At 63.5% G+C, this 16,379-nt stretch carries 13 protein-coding genes; 7 read left to right on the top strand and 6 right to left on the bottom strand.

Going from position 1 to position 16,379, the window contains the following annotated elements; all coding sequences use genetic code 11:
* Genes BM413_RS17620 through BM413_RS17610 form a run of 3 tightly spaced genes read right to left on the bottom strand, consistent with a single transcriptional unit; the run spans position 1 to position 2,358 of the window.
* Positions 1-1,035: a phosphotransferase family protein gene (locus tag BM413_RS17620; protein ID WP_091915341.1), complete on the bottom strand. Its 1,035-nt coding sequence runs from the start codon at positions 1,033-1,035 to the stop codon at positions 1-3.
* Positions 1,032-1,511: a MaoC family dehydratase gene (locus tag BM413_RS17615; RefSeq protein ID WP_091915559.1), complete on the bottom strand. Its 480-nt coding sequence runs from the start codon at positions 1,509-1,511 to the stop codon at positions 1,032-1,034. The genes BM413_RS17620 and BM413_RS17615 overlap by 4 nt, the downstream gene beginning before the upstream one ends.
* Positions 1,512-1,542: 31 nt before the next feature.
* Positions 1,543-2,358 (bottom strand): SDR family oxidoreductase, encoded by an 816-nt coding sequence (locus tag BM413_RS17610; protein WP_091915339.1) that lies wholly within the window; start codon positions 2,356-2,358, stop codon positions 1,543-1,545.
* A 193-nt stretch (positions 2,359-2,551) separates the two neighbouring features.
* On the opposite strand from BM413_RS17610, the gene BM413_RS17605 reads away from it, so the two are divergent.
* The 4 genes from BM413_RS17605 (at position 2,552) to BM413_RS17590 (ending at position 6,734) form a co-directional block, all read left to right on the top strand.
* Positions 2,552-3,181, top strand: coding sequence for a TetR/AcrR family transcriptional regulator (locus BM413_RS17605; RefSeq protein ID WP_091915337.1), 630 nt, complete (start codon positions 2,552-2,554; stop codon positions 3,179-3,181).
* Positions 3,182-3,244: 63 nt separating this feature from the next.
* Positions 3,245-4,486: an acyl-CoA dehydrogenase family protein gene (locus BM413_RS17600; RefSeq protein WP_091915335.1), complete on the top strand. Its 1,242-nt coding sequence runs from the start codon at positions 3,245-3,247 to the stop codon at positions 4,484-4,486.
* A 226-nt stretch (positions 4,487-4,712) separates the two neighbouring features.
* Positions 4,713-5,681 carry an NADPH:quinone oxidoreductase family protein gene (locus BM413_RS17595; protein ID WP_091915333.1) on the top strand — a complete coding sequence of 323 codons (969 nt, stop codon included), beginning with the start codon at positions 4,713-4,715 and terminating at the stop codon, positions 5,679-5,681.
* A 12-nt stretch (positions 5,682-5,693) separates the two neighbouring features.
* Positions 5,694-6,734, top strand: a complete 1,041-nt coding sequence (locus BM413_RS17590; protein WP_091915332.1) for an alcohol dehydrogenase catalytic domain-containing protein — start codon at positions 5,694-5,696, stop codon at positions 6,732-6,734.
* A gap of 168 nt (positions 6,735-6,902) precedes the next feature.
* Here BM413_RS17590 and BM413_RS17585 read toward each other — a convergent pair whose 3' ends face one another.
* The 3 genes from BM413_RS17585 to BM413_RS17575 form a co-directional block, all read right to left on the bottom strand.
* Positions 6,903-10,004: an efflux RND transporter permease subunit gene (locus BM413_RS17585; protein WP_091915557.1), complete on the bottom strand. Its 3,102-nt coding sequence runs from the start codon at positions 10,002-10,004 to the stop codon at positions 6,903-6,905.
* 54 nt (positions 10,005-10,058) lie between these two features.
* Entirely contained in the window at positions 10,059-11,225 is a 1,167-nt protein-coding gene (locus BM413_RS17580; RefSeq protein ID WP_091915331.1) for an efflux RND transporter periplasmic adaptor subunit, read from the bottom strand.
* Between the two features lie 210 nt (positions 11,226-11,435).
* On the bottom strand, positions 11,436-12,263 hold the full coding sequence (locus BM413_RS17575; RefSeq protein ID WP_091915330.1) for a MurR/RpiR family transcriptional regulator: 828 nt from the start codon (positions 12,261-12,263) through the stop codon (positions 11,436-11,438).
* Between the two features lie 185 nt (positions 12,264-12,448).
* On the opposite strand from BM413_RS17575, the gene BM413_RS17570 reads away from it, so the two are divergent.
* The 3 genes from BM413_RS17570 to BM413_RS17560 all read left to right on the top strand — a co-directional run bounded on the left by BM413_RS17570 (position 12,449) and on the right by BM413_RS17560 (position 16,350).
* Positions 12,449-13,282 (top strand): N-formylglutamate amidohydrolase, encoded by an 834-nt coding sequence (locus BM413_RS17570; protein WP_091915329.1) that lies wholly within the window; start codon positions 12,449-12,451, stop codon positions 13,280-13,282.
* A gap of 37 nt (positions 13,283-13,319) precedes the next feature.
* Positions 13,320-14,879 carry an amino acid permease gene (locus BM413_RS17565; RefSeq protein ID WP_091915328.1) on the top strand — a complete coding sequence of 520 codons (1,560 nt, stop codon included), beginning with the start codon at positions 13,320-13,322 and terminating at the stop codon, positions 14,877-14,879.
* Between the two features lie 100 nt (positions 14,880-14,979).
* Positions 14,980-16,350, top strand: coding sequence for a glutamine synthetase family protein (locus tag BM413_RS17560; RefSeq protein ID WP_091915327.1), 1,371 nt, complete (start codon positions 14,980-14,982; stop codon positions 16,348-16,350).
* The last annotated feature ends 29 nt before the right edge of the window (positions 16,351-16,379 follow it).

The raw sequence follows: 16,379 nt of genomic DNA, 5'->3' as shown, positions 1-16,379 counted from the left end.
TTATTTGTCCTTGTCGATGAGTTCCGCCGCCAGATGCGACAGGAGTTTTACGGCCTCGCCATACATCCTGGCCTTTTCCGGATTGGATGCGTTGCCGTCCAGCGCGCGCTTGTAGACGCCCTGGCAGATCGCCGCGAGGCGGAAGAAAGAGAAGGCGAGGAAGAAGGTCCAGCGCGGAATCTCCTGCAGCCCGCGCCGCCGGCAATAGGCGGCGACATAGGCCTCCTCCGACGGCAGGCCGAGCGCTGCACGGTCGATGCCGCCGAGGCCGCGAAAGCCGGACTGGTGCGGCAGGCGCCATTGCATGCACTGATAGGCGATGTCGGAGAAGGGGTGGCCGAGCGTCGACAGTTCCCAGTCGAGCACGGCCAGCACCTGCGGCCTGTCCGGCGCGAAGATCATGTTGTCGAGCCGGTAGTCGCCATGGACCAGCGAGACGATGCCGTCGTCTGCCGGCATATGCGTTTCCAGCCACGCGATCAGCCGGTCCATGTCTGCGATGCCGCCCGTTTCGGAGGCGCGGTACTGGCTGGTCCAGCGCGCGAGCTGGCGCTCGAAATAATTGCCGGGTTTGCCGTAATCGGCGAGGCCGGCAGCTTCCACGTCGACATCGTGCAGGGCTGCCAGCGTCGCGTTCATCGCATCATAGATCGCCGCGCGTTCGTCGTTCGAAGATGCTTCCGGCAGCGCCGGGTCCCAGAAGATGCGGCCTTCCATGAACTCCATCAAATAGAACATGCGGCCGATGGGCGACTCTTCCGGCGCCAGATGCAGCATCCTCGGTACCGGAACGGCGGTGCCAGCGAGCGCCTTCATGACGCGGTACTCGCGGTCGACCTGATGCGCCGATTTCAATAGCTGGCCGGGCGGCTTGGCGCGCAGCACATAGCGGCCACTTTGGGCCGTCAGCAGATAGGTCGGGTTCGATTGTCCCGCCTTGAATTTCTCGATCGTCTCGAGGCCGGAAAACCCGGGAACCTCGGCCTCCAGATAGGGCGCGAGCACGTCGCGATCGAGAGTATTCGGATCGCTCATCCAGCTTCCTTTGCCGGCTCGACATAGGTCAGCGTCAGCCAGCGCGCGGTCAGCGCCGGCTTCTTCGAATCCTCGATCTCGATGGTGACGTCATGCGCCACCTGCACCCAGCCGGAGGGCCGCGCCTTGACGTCGGCGAGGACGAAACGGGTGCGGATGCGCGCGCCGGTCTTCACCGGGGCGACGAATTTCAGGTTTTCGAAACCCTGGTTGATGCCCATGTCGCCGCCTTCCAGCGGCGGGATGGTCTCATAGGTCATCGCCGACAGCAGCGACAGCGTCAGGAAGCCATGGGCAATCGTGCCGCCGAAGGGCGTCTCGCGCACCGCCCGCTCCGGGTCGCAATGGATGAACTGGTGGTCGTCGGTGGCGTCGGCGAACTGGTCGATCATGGTCTGCGTGACCGTGCGCCAGGGCGAGACCCCGACCTCCTTGCCGACGCCGGACAGAAGCTGTTCGAGGCTCACGGGTTTCAGGCTGGAAGTTGTCAAGCGGTTCGCCTTTTCGTCATTCGGTAAAGGGCGGCAGGCCGTGCTGGACCGACTGGCCGCCGTCGATGGGCATTATGGCGCCGGTGACATAGCGGCCGGCGCGGCTGCACAGATACAGCGTCGCGCCCGCAATGTCATCGGGCGCGCCGATCCGGCCCAAGGGAATGTTGGCGCCGAGCTTCCTGGCCTTCTCGTCGGTGCCGACGGCAAAGGCCATCATCTTGCTCTGGAAGGGGCCGGGCGCAAAGGCATTGACGGTGATGCGCCGCCCGGCGAATTCGATCGCCAGCGTGCGGGTCAGGTGATGAACCGCGGCCTTCGACGCCGTGTAGGAATAGGCGTTGTCGGCGAAGGGCTGCGTGCCCATGATCGAGCCGAGATTGATGACGCGGGCAGGGTCCTCGTCGCTGGCAGCCGCATCCAGCAGCGGCAGCAGCTCGCGGGTCAGGTGGAAGATGGCGGTGACGTTGACGTTCATCACCTTGGCCCATGCGGCATAGGGGAATGTCTCGAACGGCTCGCCCCAGGAAATGCCGGCATTGTTGATCAGGATATTCAGCCGTCCGGTCCGCTCTTTCACCGCGCCGGCCAGCGCCAGTATGCCGGCCTCGGTGCCGACGTCTCCGGCAAAGCCCTCGGCCTTGCCCGGTCCGCCCAGCGCGTTGATCTCGGCGGCGACGCGCGCGCATTCCTCGCCCTTGCGCGAGGCGATCAGCACATGCGCACCGGCCTGCGCCAGCGCGGTGGCGGCCATGCGGCCGATGCCGGTCGCCGCACCCGTCACCAGCGCGGTCTTGCCGGTCACCGAAAACAGCTCCTCCAGATAGGACATCGCTCCTCCAAGCTGCGGCACTTTGAATGAGCATCGGAATATTCCGAAAACCGGTAACCACTTTTCGGTCCGATGCTCTGGCTCTGCCGCGTTGACAACATACCGAGTAGTATGTTCATATTTTCAGCGCTCGTAAAGACCGTGCCTTGCTGCGGGAGATAGACCGCCGCGATATCACCAGGATGACAAACGGATGTCAGAAAGCGCCGCAAGGACCATGCCGGACGATTCCCGCTTCGACATCCTGCGCGCAGCAGCACAGTGCTTCATGGAGCGCGGCTATCACGCCAGTTCGATCGACGATGTCGCGCGCAGCCTCGGCTCGACGAAGGGTCGCGTCTACCATCACTTTCCATCCAAGGCCGATCTGTTCGCAGAGGTGTTTCGCACAGGCATGGACATGAACTACGCGGCGATCGAACCCTATCGCGAGAAGGACATTCCGGCGGTCACGCGCTGGCATCATCTCGCCACCATCCACACCGGCCAGATGATCCGCACCAAGCCGTTCCAGCGCGTGGTGTGGGAGGGCGTGGAACTGCATCTGCGCGGCGCGACCACGCCGGAACAGCGCGAAGTCTTTGCCCGGCTTCTGCAATACCGCACCGAATACGGGCTGATCTTTCGCAAGACCCTCGAAGAGGCGCGCGATGCCGGCGCAATGGATTTCGAGAATCTCGGCATCGCCGCCGAGCTCATGTTCATGACACTCAACTCGCCTATCTTCTGGTATTCGCCGCGCCCCGACGAAACCGAGGGCGATATCGACCGTCTCGTGAGGCAGATCGTCACCTGCGCGGCCAGGGGGCTCGGCGTTTCCTGATCCCAGGCCGTTGCCGGCTTTGAAAATGATCGTGTTCAAGCAGAAGTTGGAGGAAGAAATTCAATGTCGGATATGGCCCTGGGCATGACGGAACGGCTGAAGCCGATCCATGAGCGCGTCGCCCGCATGGTGCGCGAGGAGATCGCGCCGCTCGACGCTGAATTCCTGGCCGAGATCGGCAAGGGCGGCGACCGCTGGGCCTACACGCCGCGCCAGACCGAAATTCTCGAAGGGTTGAAGGCCAAGGCGCGCGAGCGCGGCTTGTGGAATTTCTGGCTGACCAATTCCGACCGCGGCTACGGGCTTTCGACGGTCGAATATGCCTATCTCGCCGAGGAAATGGGCAAGGCGCATCTGGGCGCCGAAACCTTCAACTGCTCGGCGCCCGACACCGGCAATATGGAAGTGCTGGAGCGCTATGGCTCGGCCGAGCACAAGGAGCGCTGGCTGACGCCGCTGCTGGAAGGAAAAATCCGCTCGGCCTATCTGATGACCGAGCCCGACGTCGCCTCGTCGGATGCCACCAACATCTCCCTGCGCTGCGAGCGCGACGGCGATGACTATGTTCTGAACGGCGAGAAATGGTGGGCTTCGGGCTCCGGCGATCCGCGCTGCAAGATCTACATCGTCATGGTCAAGACCGGCGGCGACGACGCGCCGAAGCACAAGCGGCATTCGATGATCCTGGTGCCGGCCGGCACCGAGGGCGTCGAGAAGTTGCGGGCGATGCAGGTCTATGGCGAGGACGACGCGCCGCACGGCCATTTCCACATCCGCTTCACCAATGTTCGCGTGCCGGCATCCAATCTCATTCTCGGCGAGGGCAGGGGTTTCGAGATCGCTCAAGGCCGGCTCGGCGGCGGGCGCATCCACCACTGCATGCGCGCCATCGGCCAGGCAGAGCGGGCGCTGGAACTGATGTGCACGCGCGCCCTGCGGCGCGAGGCCTTCGGCAAGAAGCTGGCCGAACTCGGCGCCAATTTCGACATCATCGCCGAAGCCCGCATGGAGATCGAGATGGCGCGGCTGCTCTGCCTCAAGGCCGCCTGGATGATCGACCAGGGTGACGCACGCGCCGCTGCTCCGTGGATCAGCCAGATCAAGGTCGCGGCACCGCGTATCGCGCTCAAGGTGGCAGACGAGGCAGTGCAGATGTTCGGCGCGAAAGGCATCAGCCAGGACACCGAACTGGCGCGCATCTGGACCCATCTCAGGACGTTGCGCCTCGTTGATGGGCCCGACGCCGTGCACCGCCGCCAGATCGCCCGCAACGAGCTTAGAAAATACACGCAGGAAAAGGTTTAGCGATCATGCCTTGGCTGCCGTCAGTACCCCCACCCCTAACCCCTCCCCACAAGGGGGAGGGGAATATTGTGCCGGCCTATCCAATTCCCTCCCCCTTGTGGGGAGGGGTCAGGGGTGGGGGTATCGAGCCGCCGCAACGTGCGTCGTCTTCATACGAAATAGTCCTGCCACAACGAGAAGAGGCTCGGGTCAGGGATTGCCTGTCCTTTGAACCGAGGTGCGTGGCATGAAGGCAATCGTCGTCAACAACTACGGGGCGATCGACCAGATCGCCTATGCGGACTGGCCGGAGCCGGAAGCCAAGGGCAATCAGGTCGTCATCGAGGCGGAAGCCATCGGCGTCAACTTTCCCGACGGCCTGTTGGTGCAGGGCCTCTACCAGATGAAGCCGGAGCTGCCTTTCGTGCCGGGCATGGAGGTGGCGGGCAAGGTTGTTGCCGTCGGGCCGGATGTGAAGTCGCTGAAGGTTGGTGACCGGGCTGCGGCACTTTCCACCCATGGCAGCTATGCCGAACGGGTCGCGGTGCCGGAGCCGGCGGCGATGAAGCTGCCGGACGGCATGGATGCCGGCCACGCCTGCGCGCTGATCTGCGGTTACGGCACCTCGCACTACGCGCTGAAGCAGCGCGCGCAGATAAAACCCGGCGAAACGCTCTGTGTGCTCGGCGCGTCGGGCCTGACCGGCATCGCGGCGATCCAGATCGGCAAGGCGATGGGCGCGACCGTCATCGGCGTGGCGTCAACCGAGGAGAAGCGGCAGATCGCGAAGCAGGCAGGGGCCGACATCGTGCTCGGCTATGAAGACCTCAAGGATCGGCTGAAGGAAGCGACCGGCGGCAAGGGCGTCGATGTCGCCTTCGACCCGGTCGGCGGTGAAGCCTTCGATGCGCTGTCGCGTTCGATGGGCTGGGGCGGGCGACTGCTGGTCATCGGCTTTGCCTCGGGCACGATCCCGAAATTCCCGGTCAATCTGGCGCTGGTCAAAGGGTTTTCGGTGGTCGGTGTGTTCTGGGGCGCTTTCACCGCCAAGGAACCGCAGGCCTATGCCGAGAACATGGGCGAGCTGCTCGGCTGGTATCGCGCTGGCAAGGTCAAACCCGTCATCGAAGGCACCTATCCGCTTGCCGACGCGGCAAACATACTGAAACGCGTGATCGGGCGCGGCGCGTCCGGCAAGCTTATCCTCAAGCCGTGAACGGAGTTTTCCATGGCCATCCCATCCGAGATGAACGCACTGCTTCTGACCAATGACGGCTACACCAAGACGCCCTCGGGAAGCGTTCTCGAAGCGATGGAGCCTTATGTCGTGCCCGGCCGCATCGCCGTGCCTTCGCCGAAGCCGAAGCAGCTTCTGATCAAGGTCAGCCTCGCCTCGATCAACCCGTCCGACGTGATGTTCATCAAGGGGCAATACGGCCAGCCGCGCTTCATAGGCCAGCCTGCCGGTTTCGAGGGTGTCGGCATCGTCGCGGCTGTCGGCGATGATCCTGCCGCGCAGAGCATGCTCGGCAAGCGCGTTGCCTTCGCCACCGGCTACACCAATTGGGGCGCCTGGGCCGAATATGCGATGGCCGAAGCCTCGGCCTGCATCCCGGTGATAGACAGCGTGCGCGACGAGGATGCCGCCGCCATGATCGTCAACCCGCTGACTGCTCTCGCCATGTTCGACATCATTCGGGAAGCGGGCGAGAAGGCATTCGTGCTGACCGCCGGCGCCAGCCAGCTGTCAAAGCTGATCATGGGTGTGGCCCGGGACGAAGGCTATCGCGCCATCGCCATCGTCAGGCGCGACGACCAGATCCCGCTGCTGAAGGAGGCGGGTGCCGCGCATGTGCTCAATGCCGAAGCGCCGGATTTCGCCAGCGCCTTGAAAGAGGTGATGAAGACGGAGCAGCCGCGCATCTTCCTCGATGCCGTCACCGGCCCGCTCGCAGGCGCGATATTCGACGCGATGCCCAAGGGCGCGCGCTGGATCGTCTATGGCAGGATGGACCTTTCCACCACGCCGATCGTCCAGCCGGGACAGCTCATCTTCATGAACAAGAAGATCGAAGGGTTCTGGCTGGTCGAGTGGATGCGCGACACGCCCATCGAGCGTAAGGGCCGCGCGGTGATGGAAGCACAGAAGCGCTTTTCCGATGGCCGCTGGGCGACTGACGTGACGGCCGTGGTGCCGCTCTCGGAAGCGATGAGCCGCGTGCCGGGGGAACTGGCAAAGCCGAACGGGAAGGTTTTTATCAAGCCTTGAGGGGCTGCTATTCCTTCTCCCCGTTTACGGGGAGAAGGTGGCCCGAAGGGCCGGATGAGGGGCAGCTCTTACAGTGAAGGTGAGTTGCAATCGCGAGCCGTCGCACCGCCCCTCATCTGCCTGCCGGCATCTTCTCCCCGTATAGTGACGGGGAGAAGAAGGCTAATCTCACTCTGCCGGCTCCACATTCGTATAAGCCGCTTCTTCCAGCTCGCGCTTGAGCCGCGCTTCTTCCTCGACCTTGGGCGTGACCCAGCGGCCGAGCAGCAGGTAGGCGACGGGCGTCAGGAACAGCGTCGAGGCCGTCGCCAGCCCCAGCCCGCCGACGATGACCCAGCCGAGCGCAATGCGCGCTTCGGCGCCGGCGCCTGAGGCCAGCACCAGCGGCAGGCCGCCAAGCACGGTACAGATCATGGTCATCATCACCGGGCGCAGGCGGATGTTGGAGGCCTCCTCGATCGCTTGGCGCACGCCCATGCCGCGGTCGCGCAGCTGGTTGGCGAACTCGACGATGAGGATGCCGTTCTTGGCCATGATGCCGACGAGCATCACCAGCCCGATCTGGCTGTAGGCGTTGAGGCTGGTGCCGGTCAAAAGCAGCGCGAACACCGCGCAGGCAAGCCCGAGCGGCACCGTCGCCATGATGATGACGGCGCTGACGAAGCTTTCGAACTGGGCGGCCAGAACCAGCAGGATGATGACCAGCGCGAAGCCGAAGATGGTCAGCATGCTGCCGCTGCTTTCGCCGAGCGTGGCAGCTTCGGCGAGCGGGATGATGCGCGCGCCTGGCGGCAGCAGCGGGCCGGCGATTTCCTGGGCTGCCTTCAGCGCGTCGCCGAGGGCGAAGTCGCTGCGCAGGTTCGCGGTGACGGCGACCGAGCGCAACTGCTGCTCGCGCGTCAGCGACGGCGGCACGGCGCGTTCGGTCAGCGTGGTGATCGTCGCCATCGGCACGAAGCGGCCGTCCGTGGTCTTCATGAAGATGTTTTCGAGGTCGGTCGGGTCGTTGATCGGATTGGTCGTCGAAACGAGCTTCACCTTGTAGGCGCGGTCGTTGATGAAGACCTCGTCCACTTCGCGCCCGTCCAGCATCGCCTGCACGGCATTGGCCAGCCCGGTTATGTCGATGCCGAGGTCGGAGGCGCGCTCGCGGTCGATCTCGACGGCAAGCTGCGGCTGGGTCGCATCGTTGGAAAGACGCGGCTGCTGGAAGCGCGGGTCCTTCTCCATCTCGGCAACGACCTTGTTGGCCGCCACGCCGAGGTCGGCATAGCTGTTGGAGCCGACGATGGCGAATTGCAGGCCGTTGCCGGCGCCGCGAATGCCGAGGCTGTTGGGCGAAACCGGGAAGGCACGCACGCCGGGAACATTGGCGACCGCCTTGCTGATATCGGCCATGATCTCCTGCTGCGAGCGCGTGCGCTTGTCCCAGGGCGCAAGCGACATGACCATGAAGCCGCTGTTGACAGAGCCGCCCTGGCCGACATTGGCGAAGGTGTTCTCGATCTCGCCGGAATCGCGCAGCGGCTGGATCAGCTGCTCGATGCGGCGCATCTGCTGGGTGGTGTATTCCAGGCTCACGCCTTGCGGCGCGGTAACCCGCAGCAGCGCCAGCGAACGGTCCTCGTTGGGCGTCAGTTCCTGGCGGATCAGGCCGAATGCGCCATAGGCGGCGGCGGCGAACAGCACCGAAACGATGATGACGATGGCCGGCGCGTCGAGGCAGGCATGCAGGCAGCGGCGGTAGAGGGCAGCGAGAAAGGCGCCGATGCGGCCCATGATGCCGTGATGTGCGTGGTCCGCTTCCGAGCCGCCCGCCTTCAGCATGCGCGAGGCGAGCATCGGGCACAGCGACAGCGCGACGATGGACGACAGCAGCACCGCCATGGCCAGCACGAAGCCGAATTCGCGGAATAGGCCGCCGGTCTGGCCGGGCAGGAAGGAGAGCGGGATGAACACTGCGGCGAGCGTGGCGGTGGTCGCGACGACGGCGAAGAACACTTCCTGCGTGCCGAGCACGGCTGCCGCGCGCGGGCCCATGCCCTCGTTGCGGCGGCGCACGATGTTTTCGAGCACGACGATGGCGTCGTCGACGACAAGGCCGGTCGCCAGCACCAGCGCCAGCAGCGTCAGGATGTTGATGGAGAAGCCGGCGAGATAGATCGCCGCGATCGTGCCGATCAGCGCCACCGGCATGGCAAGGCCGGGGATGAGCGTCGCGCGCCAGTCGAGCAGGAACAGATAGATGATCAGGAGCACGATCGACACCGACAGCACCAGCGCGATCTCGACCTCGTGGACTGCGCCATTGACGAAGACGGCATCGTCGCTGGTCACGCGTATGTTCATGCCTTCGGGCAGCGTCGCCTGTATCTTGTCGACGGCGGCGTGCACGCCGGTGGATATGTCCAGCGTGTTGGACTGCGCCTGCCGGATGATGCCGAGGCCGATGCCTGGCTGGCCGTTGGAGCGCAGCGACGACTGGCCGATGTCGGGTCCGATCGTCACGGTGGCGACATCGCCGATGCGGGTGCGGCCCTTTATGACGATGCTCTCGAAGGCTTCCGGCGTGGTCACCGAAGCGGTCGCGCGCACGATGATGTTCTGGTCTTTGCTCGTCAGTGCGCCGGCCGGCGTGTCGAGCGAAACGGTCGACAGGGCATTGCTGATGTCGGCGACGGTCATTCCAAGGCTGGAAAGCTTGGTCTGGTCGATATCGATGCGAAAGATCTTGTCGCGGTCGCCGAAAATCTGGACGTCGGCGACGCCCGGCACCGCCGACAGCGTGTCGATGATCTGGTCATCGATGAAGATGGTCATGTCCTCGACGGACATGCGGTCCGAGGTCACCGCCAGGCGCAGCACGGCGTCCGAATTGGCGTCCGCCTTGACGATGCGGGGCGGGTCGGCGTCGTCGGGCAACTGGTTGGTGACGCGGGCGACCGCGTCGCGCATGTCGGCTGCCGCCACATCGAGATTGACGCCGTCGGCGAATTCCACGGTGACGCGGCTGCGTCCATAGGACGAGCTCGACGAGATCGACTTGACGCCGGAAACGCGCGAGACTGCGCCCTCCAATATGGTCGTCAGTTCGCGGTCGATGGTTTCGGCGGCAGCGCCCGAATAGTCGGCGGTGATGGTGATGACGGGCCGGTCGACGTCGGGCAGTTCGCGCACCTCGACGCCGAAGAAGGCGGCAAGTCCCGCGACCACGATCAGCGTGTTGATGACGAAGGCCATGATCGGGCGGCGCACGAAAAGCGCCGTCATGCCCTTTTCGCTGCCGCCGTTATGCGTTTCCACTATGCCCGCCCCCCGCGCCGCTTACGAGCCGCTGCCGGCGGGGGCCGGTGTCGCGGTTCTCGGCTCTGCACCGGCAATCAGCACGTCGGCGCCTTCGCGCACGGCATGAACGCCCTCGGTGACGACGATATCGCCGGCCATGATCGGAGCGTCGATGAGGACGCTCTCGCTGTTGCGCTGGATGATGCGGACAGGGGTACGCTTGGCCTTGCCGCTCTGGATCGCCCAGACGAAGGCACCATCGGTGCCCCATTGGATCGCCAGCGGGTCGACGGAAGGATAGGTATCGCCGGGAAAGCCCATGGCGACCTGGAACGACATGCCGGCGCGCAGCTTGTCGCCGACATTCTCGATTTTCGCGCGCACCAGCAGCGTGCGGCTAGCCTCTTCCAGGCGGTTGTCCACCGCGCTGACCGTTCCCTTGAATGTCTGGCCCGGCATGGCGATGGGCGTTGCCGTCAGAGGCTGGCCCACTGCAACGGCAGTGGTGAAGCGTTCGGGCACCCAGAAGTCGATGATGATCGAAGAGCGGTCGTCGATCGTGGCGACGGTGGTCGTCGTCGTGACGTAGTTGCCGGCCTCGATCGGCAGTATGCCGACGAAGCCGGAAATCGGCGCAACGATGGCGCGGCGTTCAAGCGCCAGCTGGGCTTCCTGTAGCGCCAGCTGTGCATTGTCGAGCGCAAGCTGTGCATCGGAGACCTGCACGGCGGTAACGGTATTCGTTCCGCGCAGCGTCTTGGCGCGGTCGGCCTTGGATTGTGCGTCGGCCACGGCAACCTTCGCGCGGTCGAGCGCGATCTTCTCGCCGTCCGAATCGAGCCGGGCGATCACGGCTCCGGCCTCGACCTTGCTTCCGGGCGTTACCGTCAGTTCGGTAAGGCGTCCGGAAGAATAGGGATTGATCGCAACAGATGCGTTGGCACGCCCGGTGCCGATCGCCTGAAGCCGGTCATTGATCGTTGCTGAGGTGACAGGCGCGGTGATGACCGCCGTCTGCTGGCCGCGCCCGCCCTGCCGATTGCCGCCGGCTGCCGCGGTGCCTTCGGTCTTCGCCGTTGCGCCATAGGCCCAGTCTATGCCCCAGCGCGCCAGAATCTCGGGTGCGCCGGGATAAAAACGAGCCCAAGCGGCAGCGGCCACCACAAGGATGACCAGGGTAAAAACGATCTGTTTCCAGGCGGCCATCGGCACTCCGGGCGTCGGGGCGGTATATCGCCACTTGATTTCGTATCTGCCCGGCTCTCCACCGTCCCCGAGACAGCGAAATGGGCGCATATTCTAGGCGCAAAGCGCCGGAAAGTCAGTATCGCGCCTTTATGTCAATTCGCAGACGCCTTGGCACCTTAAATATCGGTAATCATTCGGATGCGCTGCACAATATTGCGGCAATGCCGGCTATCTCAGGTCTTCCATTTCACGGATGCGCCTTGCGCTCTCCTTTTCCATCGAGCGCGTGATCTCACCGATCAGCGTTTCGGCCACGACGAACAGGGCTGCCGACGAATCCCACGAAGAGGGCACCGAGGTGCGGCCTGCAATAACATGGCGGGCGACGCGGGCGATCGGCGACAGCCACTGGTCGGTGAAAAGCATGACATCGACGCCACGGCCATGCGCCTTTTCGGCGAAGCGGATCAGGCTTTCCTGATAGCGGCGAATGTCGAAGACCAGCAGCACGTCGCGCTTGCCCATGTCGATGAGCCTATCGCGCCATGTGCTTTCCTGGCCGGTCAGATGGAACACATTCGGACGGACGATGGTGAGATGGGCCGCCATGTAGCGGGCAATGGGATCGGTGAAGCGTCCGCCGATGAGGAATATCTTGGCGCGCGGGTTGGCGAGGCGGGCGACGATGTCCACGATCTGCTTGTCGGAGACATGCCGGAAGGTTTCGCGGATATTCTCCAGTGTGGCTTCCAGAACCGGCGAGGTTTTGCCGCTCTCGGGTGTCGGACGCGCAACGGTCCGGGTGAGTGGCGATTGAAGCTGGGCTGCGAGTTCGTCCTGAAGCGTGGCCTGGAACTCCGGATAATTCTGGAAGCCGAGGCGCGAGACGAAGCGCAGGATGGTTGGCGAACTGACACCCGCCTGCTGCGAAAAGTCGGCGACAGTCTTCAGTCCGATCAGCGGATAGTTGGCGATCAGCGTCTGCGCGGCACGTCGTTCGCCGGCCGGCATCGTGTCGATGCGATCCGAAATCAGTTCGGCTATGCTCAGCGCCATGTCACCTCCCGCGTCGTTCCCGCCAGATGGCGAGACGCTTGTCCCCAAAGCTTTTCGTCCTGCCGTCAAACGCTTGCACAAAGCCGTTTGACAAAGTCTCGTAATGCGTATGAAATCATTCATTGAGACGCAAAGAAACAAAATACGTAACATACGATACGGCGTTTTCAGGGGACTGCAAGAGAATGGAGACTGCGCGATCCGCAGCAGAGGAGGCGTATGAAGCCGTCCGGGTCAGCAACCGGAATGGCGCCAGCCCCTATCTGCTGGTCTGCGATCACGCATCGAATTTCATCCCCGCTTGTTTCGGCACGCTCGGCCTCGAAGATTCCGAGCTTTCGCGCCACATCGCCTGGGACCCCGGCGCGCTTCCGGTCATTCGCCGCATGGGCGAGGCGCTCGATGCCACGCTGATCGAATCCTGCGTGTCCCGGCTCGTCATCGACTGCAACCGGCCGCTCGACGCGCCCGACCTTATCTCGCCGGTCAGCGAGACAACGGTGGTTCCGGGGAATGAGAACCTGACCGAGGCACAGCGGCAGGAGCGCATCGCGCTATCCTGGCAGCCTTTCCACGACACGATCGAGGAAGTCATTGCCGAGCGGCTGGTGAAGGGCATGGAGACGCGGCTCGTTTCCGTCCATTCCTTCACGCCGGTCTACAAGGGCGTTTCGCGGCCCTGGCACATCGGCATCATCCACGACGAGGACGACAGCCTCGCCGCGCCGATGATCGATGCGCTGAAGGCGGTCGACGGCATGACCGTCGGCGTCAACGAACCCTATTCGCCGGCCGACCGCGTCTATTTCACGCTGGAACGGCATGGCCGTGCGCGCGGGCTTGCCTGCGCTATGATCGAAATCCGTAACGATGAGATCCGGGATGAAACCGGGCAATGCAAGTGGGCGGATCTCCTGGCCGGCATTTTTGCCGGCTTGGAACCGGGGACGGGGACCAAGGCGTCCGCACGGCTGGGAAAAAGCCATGTGGCCGAGAAGGTAAATCAGAAAGTCGTCTAGCTAAGAAGTTGTCTAGCTGAAACAGGGGAACTTTCACATGACTGCGCCTGGTTACTCAGAAAATGACAAAAGCGAGGACATGAAGGTCCTCCACGGCATGGGCTACGCCCAGGAACTCGAACGGAGAATGAGCCAGTTCTCCAACTTCGCGGTTTCCTTCTCCATCATCTGCATCCTTTCCGGCGGCATCAACTCGCTGGCCCAGGCGACATCGGGAGCGGGCGGCGCCGCGATCGGCATCGGCTGGCCGCTCGGCTGCTTCGTCAGCCTGGTCTTTGCGGTGGCCATGGCGCAGATCAGCTCGGCCTATCCGACGGCCGGCGGCCTCTACCACTGGGGTTCGATCCTCGGCAACAAGTTCACCGGCTGGCTGACCGCCTGGTTCAACCTGCTCGGCCTTGTCACCGTTCTCGGCGCCATCAATGTTGGCACCTACTACTTCTTCATGGGCGCCTTCGGCACGACCTATCTCGGGCTCGAGGACACGACCACGACCCGGATCATCTTCCTCGCGATCATCACCGGGTTGCAGGCGCTGGTGAACCATATGGGCATCGGCCTCACCGCCAAGCTCACCGACTTCTCCGGCTATCTGATCTTCGCTACCGCGATCGTGCTGGCACTCGTCTGCCTGGCTGCGGCCGACAGCTACGAGATCGGCCGCCTCTTCACCTTCGCCAACTATTCGGGTGAGGCTGGCGGCAATGTCTGGCCGACGAATTCGTCGACCTGGGTGTTCCTGCTCGGCCTGCTGCTGCCGATCTACACGATCACCGGCTATGACGCTTCTGCCCACACTTCGGAAGAAACGCTGAAGGCGGCGCATTCGGTTCCACGGGCGATGATCGGCTCGGTGCTGTGGTCGGCGCTGTTCGGCTACATCATGCTGTGCGCCTTCGTGCTCATGCTGCCAAGCATGGACGAAGCGGCAAAGCAGGGCTGGAACGTGTTCTTCTGGGCCATGGACACGCAGGTCCATCCCGTCGTCAAGGACATCCTCTACTTCGCCATCTTTATCAGCCAGTGGCTGTGCGGCCTGGCGACGGTGACGTCGGTGTCGCGCATGATCTTCGCCTTCTCGCGTGACGGCGGCCTGCCCGGTTCGAAGGCGCTGGCCAAGGTCAGCCCGACCTATCGTACGCCGGTGGCGGCGATCTGGACCGGGTCGGTCCTTGCGGTGCTGTTCGTCTGGGGCTCGTCGCTGGTCTCGATCGGCGAGACGCCGGTCTACACCATCGTGGTGGCCTGCACGGTCATCTTCCTGTTCTTCTCCTTCGCCATTCCGATCACGCTCGGGCTGTTCGCATGGGGAACGCCGAAGTGGGACAAGATGGGTCCGTTCAATCTCGGCGAAGGCACTTTCAAGCTCTTCGCCGTGCTGTCGATCATCGCCATGATCCTGATCTTCATCCTCGGCATCCAGCCGCCGAACGATTGGGCGCTGTACATCACCGTCGGCTTCCTGATCGTCACCGGCATCGTCTGGTTCGGCTTCGAGCGTGGCCGGTTCCAGGGCCCGCCGATCGGCGATCAGGTGGCAAAACGCGCCGCCGAGATCGCTGCCGCCGAGCGCGCGGTTGGCGAAACCGGGCGCTGAGCCATTGTTCATCCTGCCGTGGCCGGCGTCACGCCGGCCACGGTTCGTCTATATCCCCAACCCTCATTGCTGAGAATTCACCACCCGGAGTAGGAAAAGAATGGCCGTAAGTTTCTCGTTCGATCAGTTGAAGAAAGCAGTCGCAAGCGACGAGATCGATACGGTTCTCGCATGTTCCGTCGACATGCAGGGCCGTCTCGTCGGCAAGCGGTTCCTGGCGAAGTACTTCGTCGAATCCGCCTATGACGAGACGCATGGCTGCAACTATCTGCTGGCGAACGACATCGATATGGAGCCGGTGCCGGGCTACAAGGCGGCCAGCTGGTCGAAGGGCTATGGCGATTTCGTCATGAAGCCGGACCTTTCCACGCTGCGCCGCGTGCCGTGGCTGGAAAAGACAGCACTCGTGCTGTGCGACGTGCTCGATCATCACACCCATGGCGATCTTCCGCATTCACCGCGCGCCATCCTGCGCAAGCAGGTCGCCCGGCTGAAGGAACGCGGCTATCTCGCCTATTTCGCTTCCGAACTCGAATTCTACCTGTTCAACGAGACCTATGATTCCGCCCGTGCCAAGCACTGGCAGAACCTCGACACCGCCTCGCCCTATATCGGCGACTACCTGATCGGCATCACCACCAAGGAAGAGGGCGTGATGCGCCGGCTGCGCAACGAGATGGAAGCTGCCGGCATCCCGATCGAAAACTCCAAGGGCGAGTGGGGTCCGGGCCAGGAAGAGATCAACGTGCGCTATGCCGAAGTTCTCGAAATGGCCGACCGCCATGTCATCCTGAAGAACGGTGCCAAGGAAATCGCCGAGAGCATGGGCAAGTCCATCTCCTTCATGGCGAAATACAATTACGGCCTGGCCGGCAATTCCAGCCACATCCACAATTCGCTGTGGAGCGAGGATGGCAAGACGCCGCTGTTCTATGACAAAAGCGCCGATTGGACGCTTTCGAAGCTCGGCCAGCAATGGGCCGCCGGCCAGCTCAAATACGCCAAGGAATTCACCTGGTTCCTGGCGCCCTACATCAATTCCTACAAGCGCTTCCAGGCCGGCACATTCGCGCCGACCAAGATCATGTGGAGCGAGGATAACCGCACCGCCGGCTTCCGCCTCTGCGGCGAGGGCACCAAGGGCATCCGCATGGAGTGCCGCATCGGCGGCGCCGACCTGAACCCCTATCTCGCCTTCGCCGCGCTGATCGCGGCCGGCCTTGCCGGCATCGACGAGAAGCTGGAGCTGCAGAAGCCCTTCGTCGGTGACGCCTATCAGGCCTCGCGCCTTCCCGAAATCCCGAAGACGCTGCGTGAGGCAACCGAGACGTTGGCGAAATCGAAGATGCTGAAGACGGCGCTGGGCGAAGAAGTGGTCGAGCATTACGTCCACACCGCCCGCTGGGAGCAGATGGAATATGACCGCCGCATAACCGACTGGGAACTGCACAGGGGGTTCGAGCGGTATTAGAATGTTTGGTGCGTCCTTCGAGGCTCCCC

It is taken from the genome of Mesorhizobium sp. YR577 (assembly GCF_900116595.1).
Lineage (GTDB): Bacteria > Pseudomonadota > Alphaproteobacteria > Rhizobiales > Rhizobiaceae > Mesorhizobium_M.
Note: the sequence above shows the minus strand (reverse complement) of the source record. Positions and strands in the feature narration are given on the sequence as shown.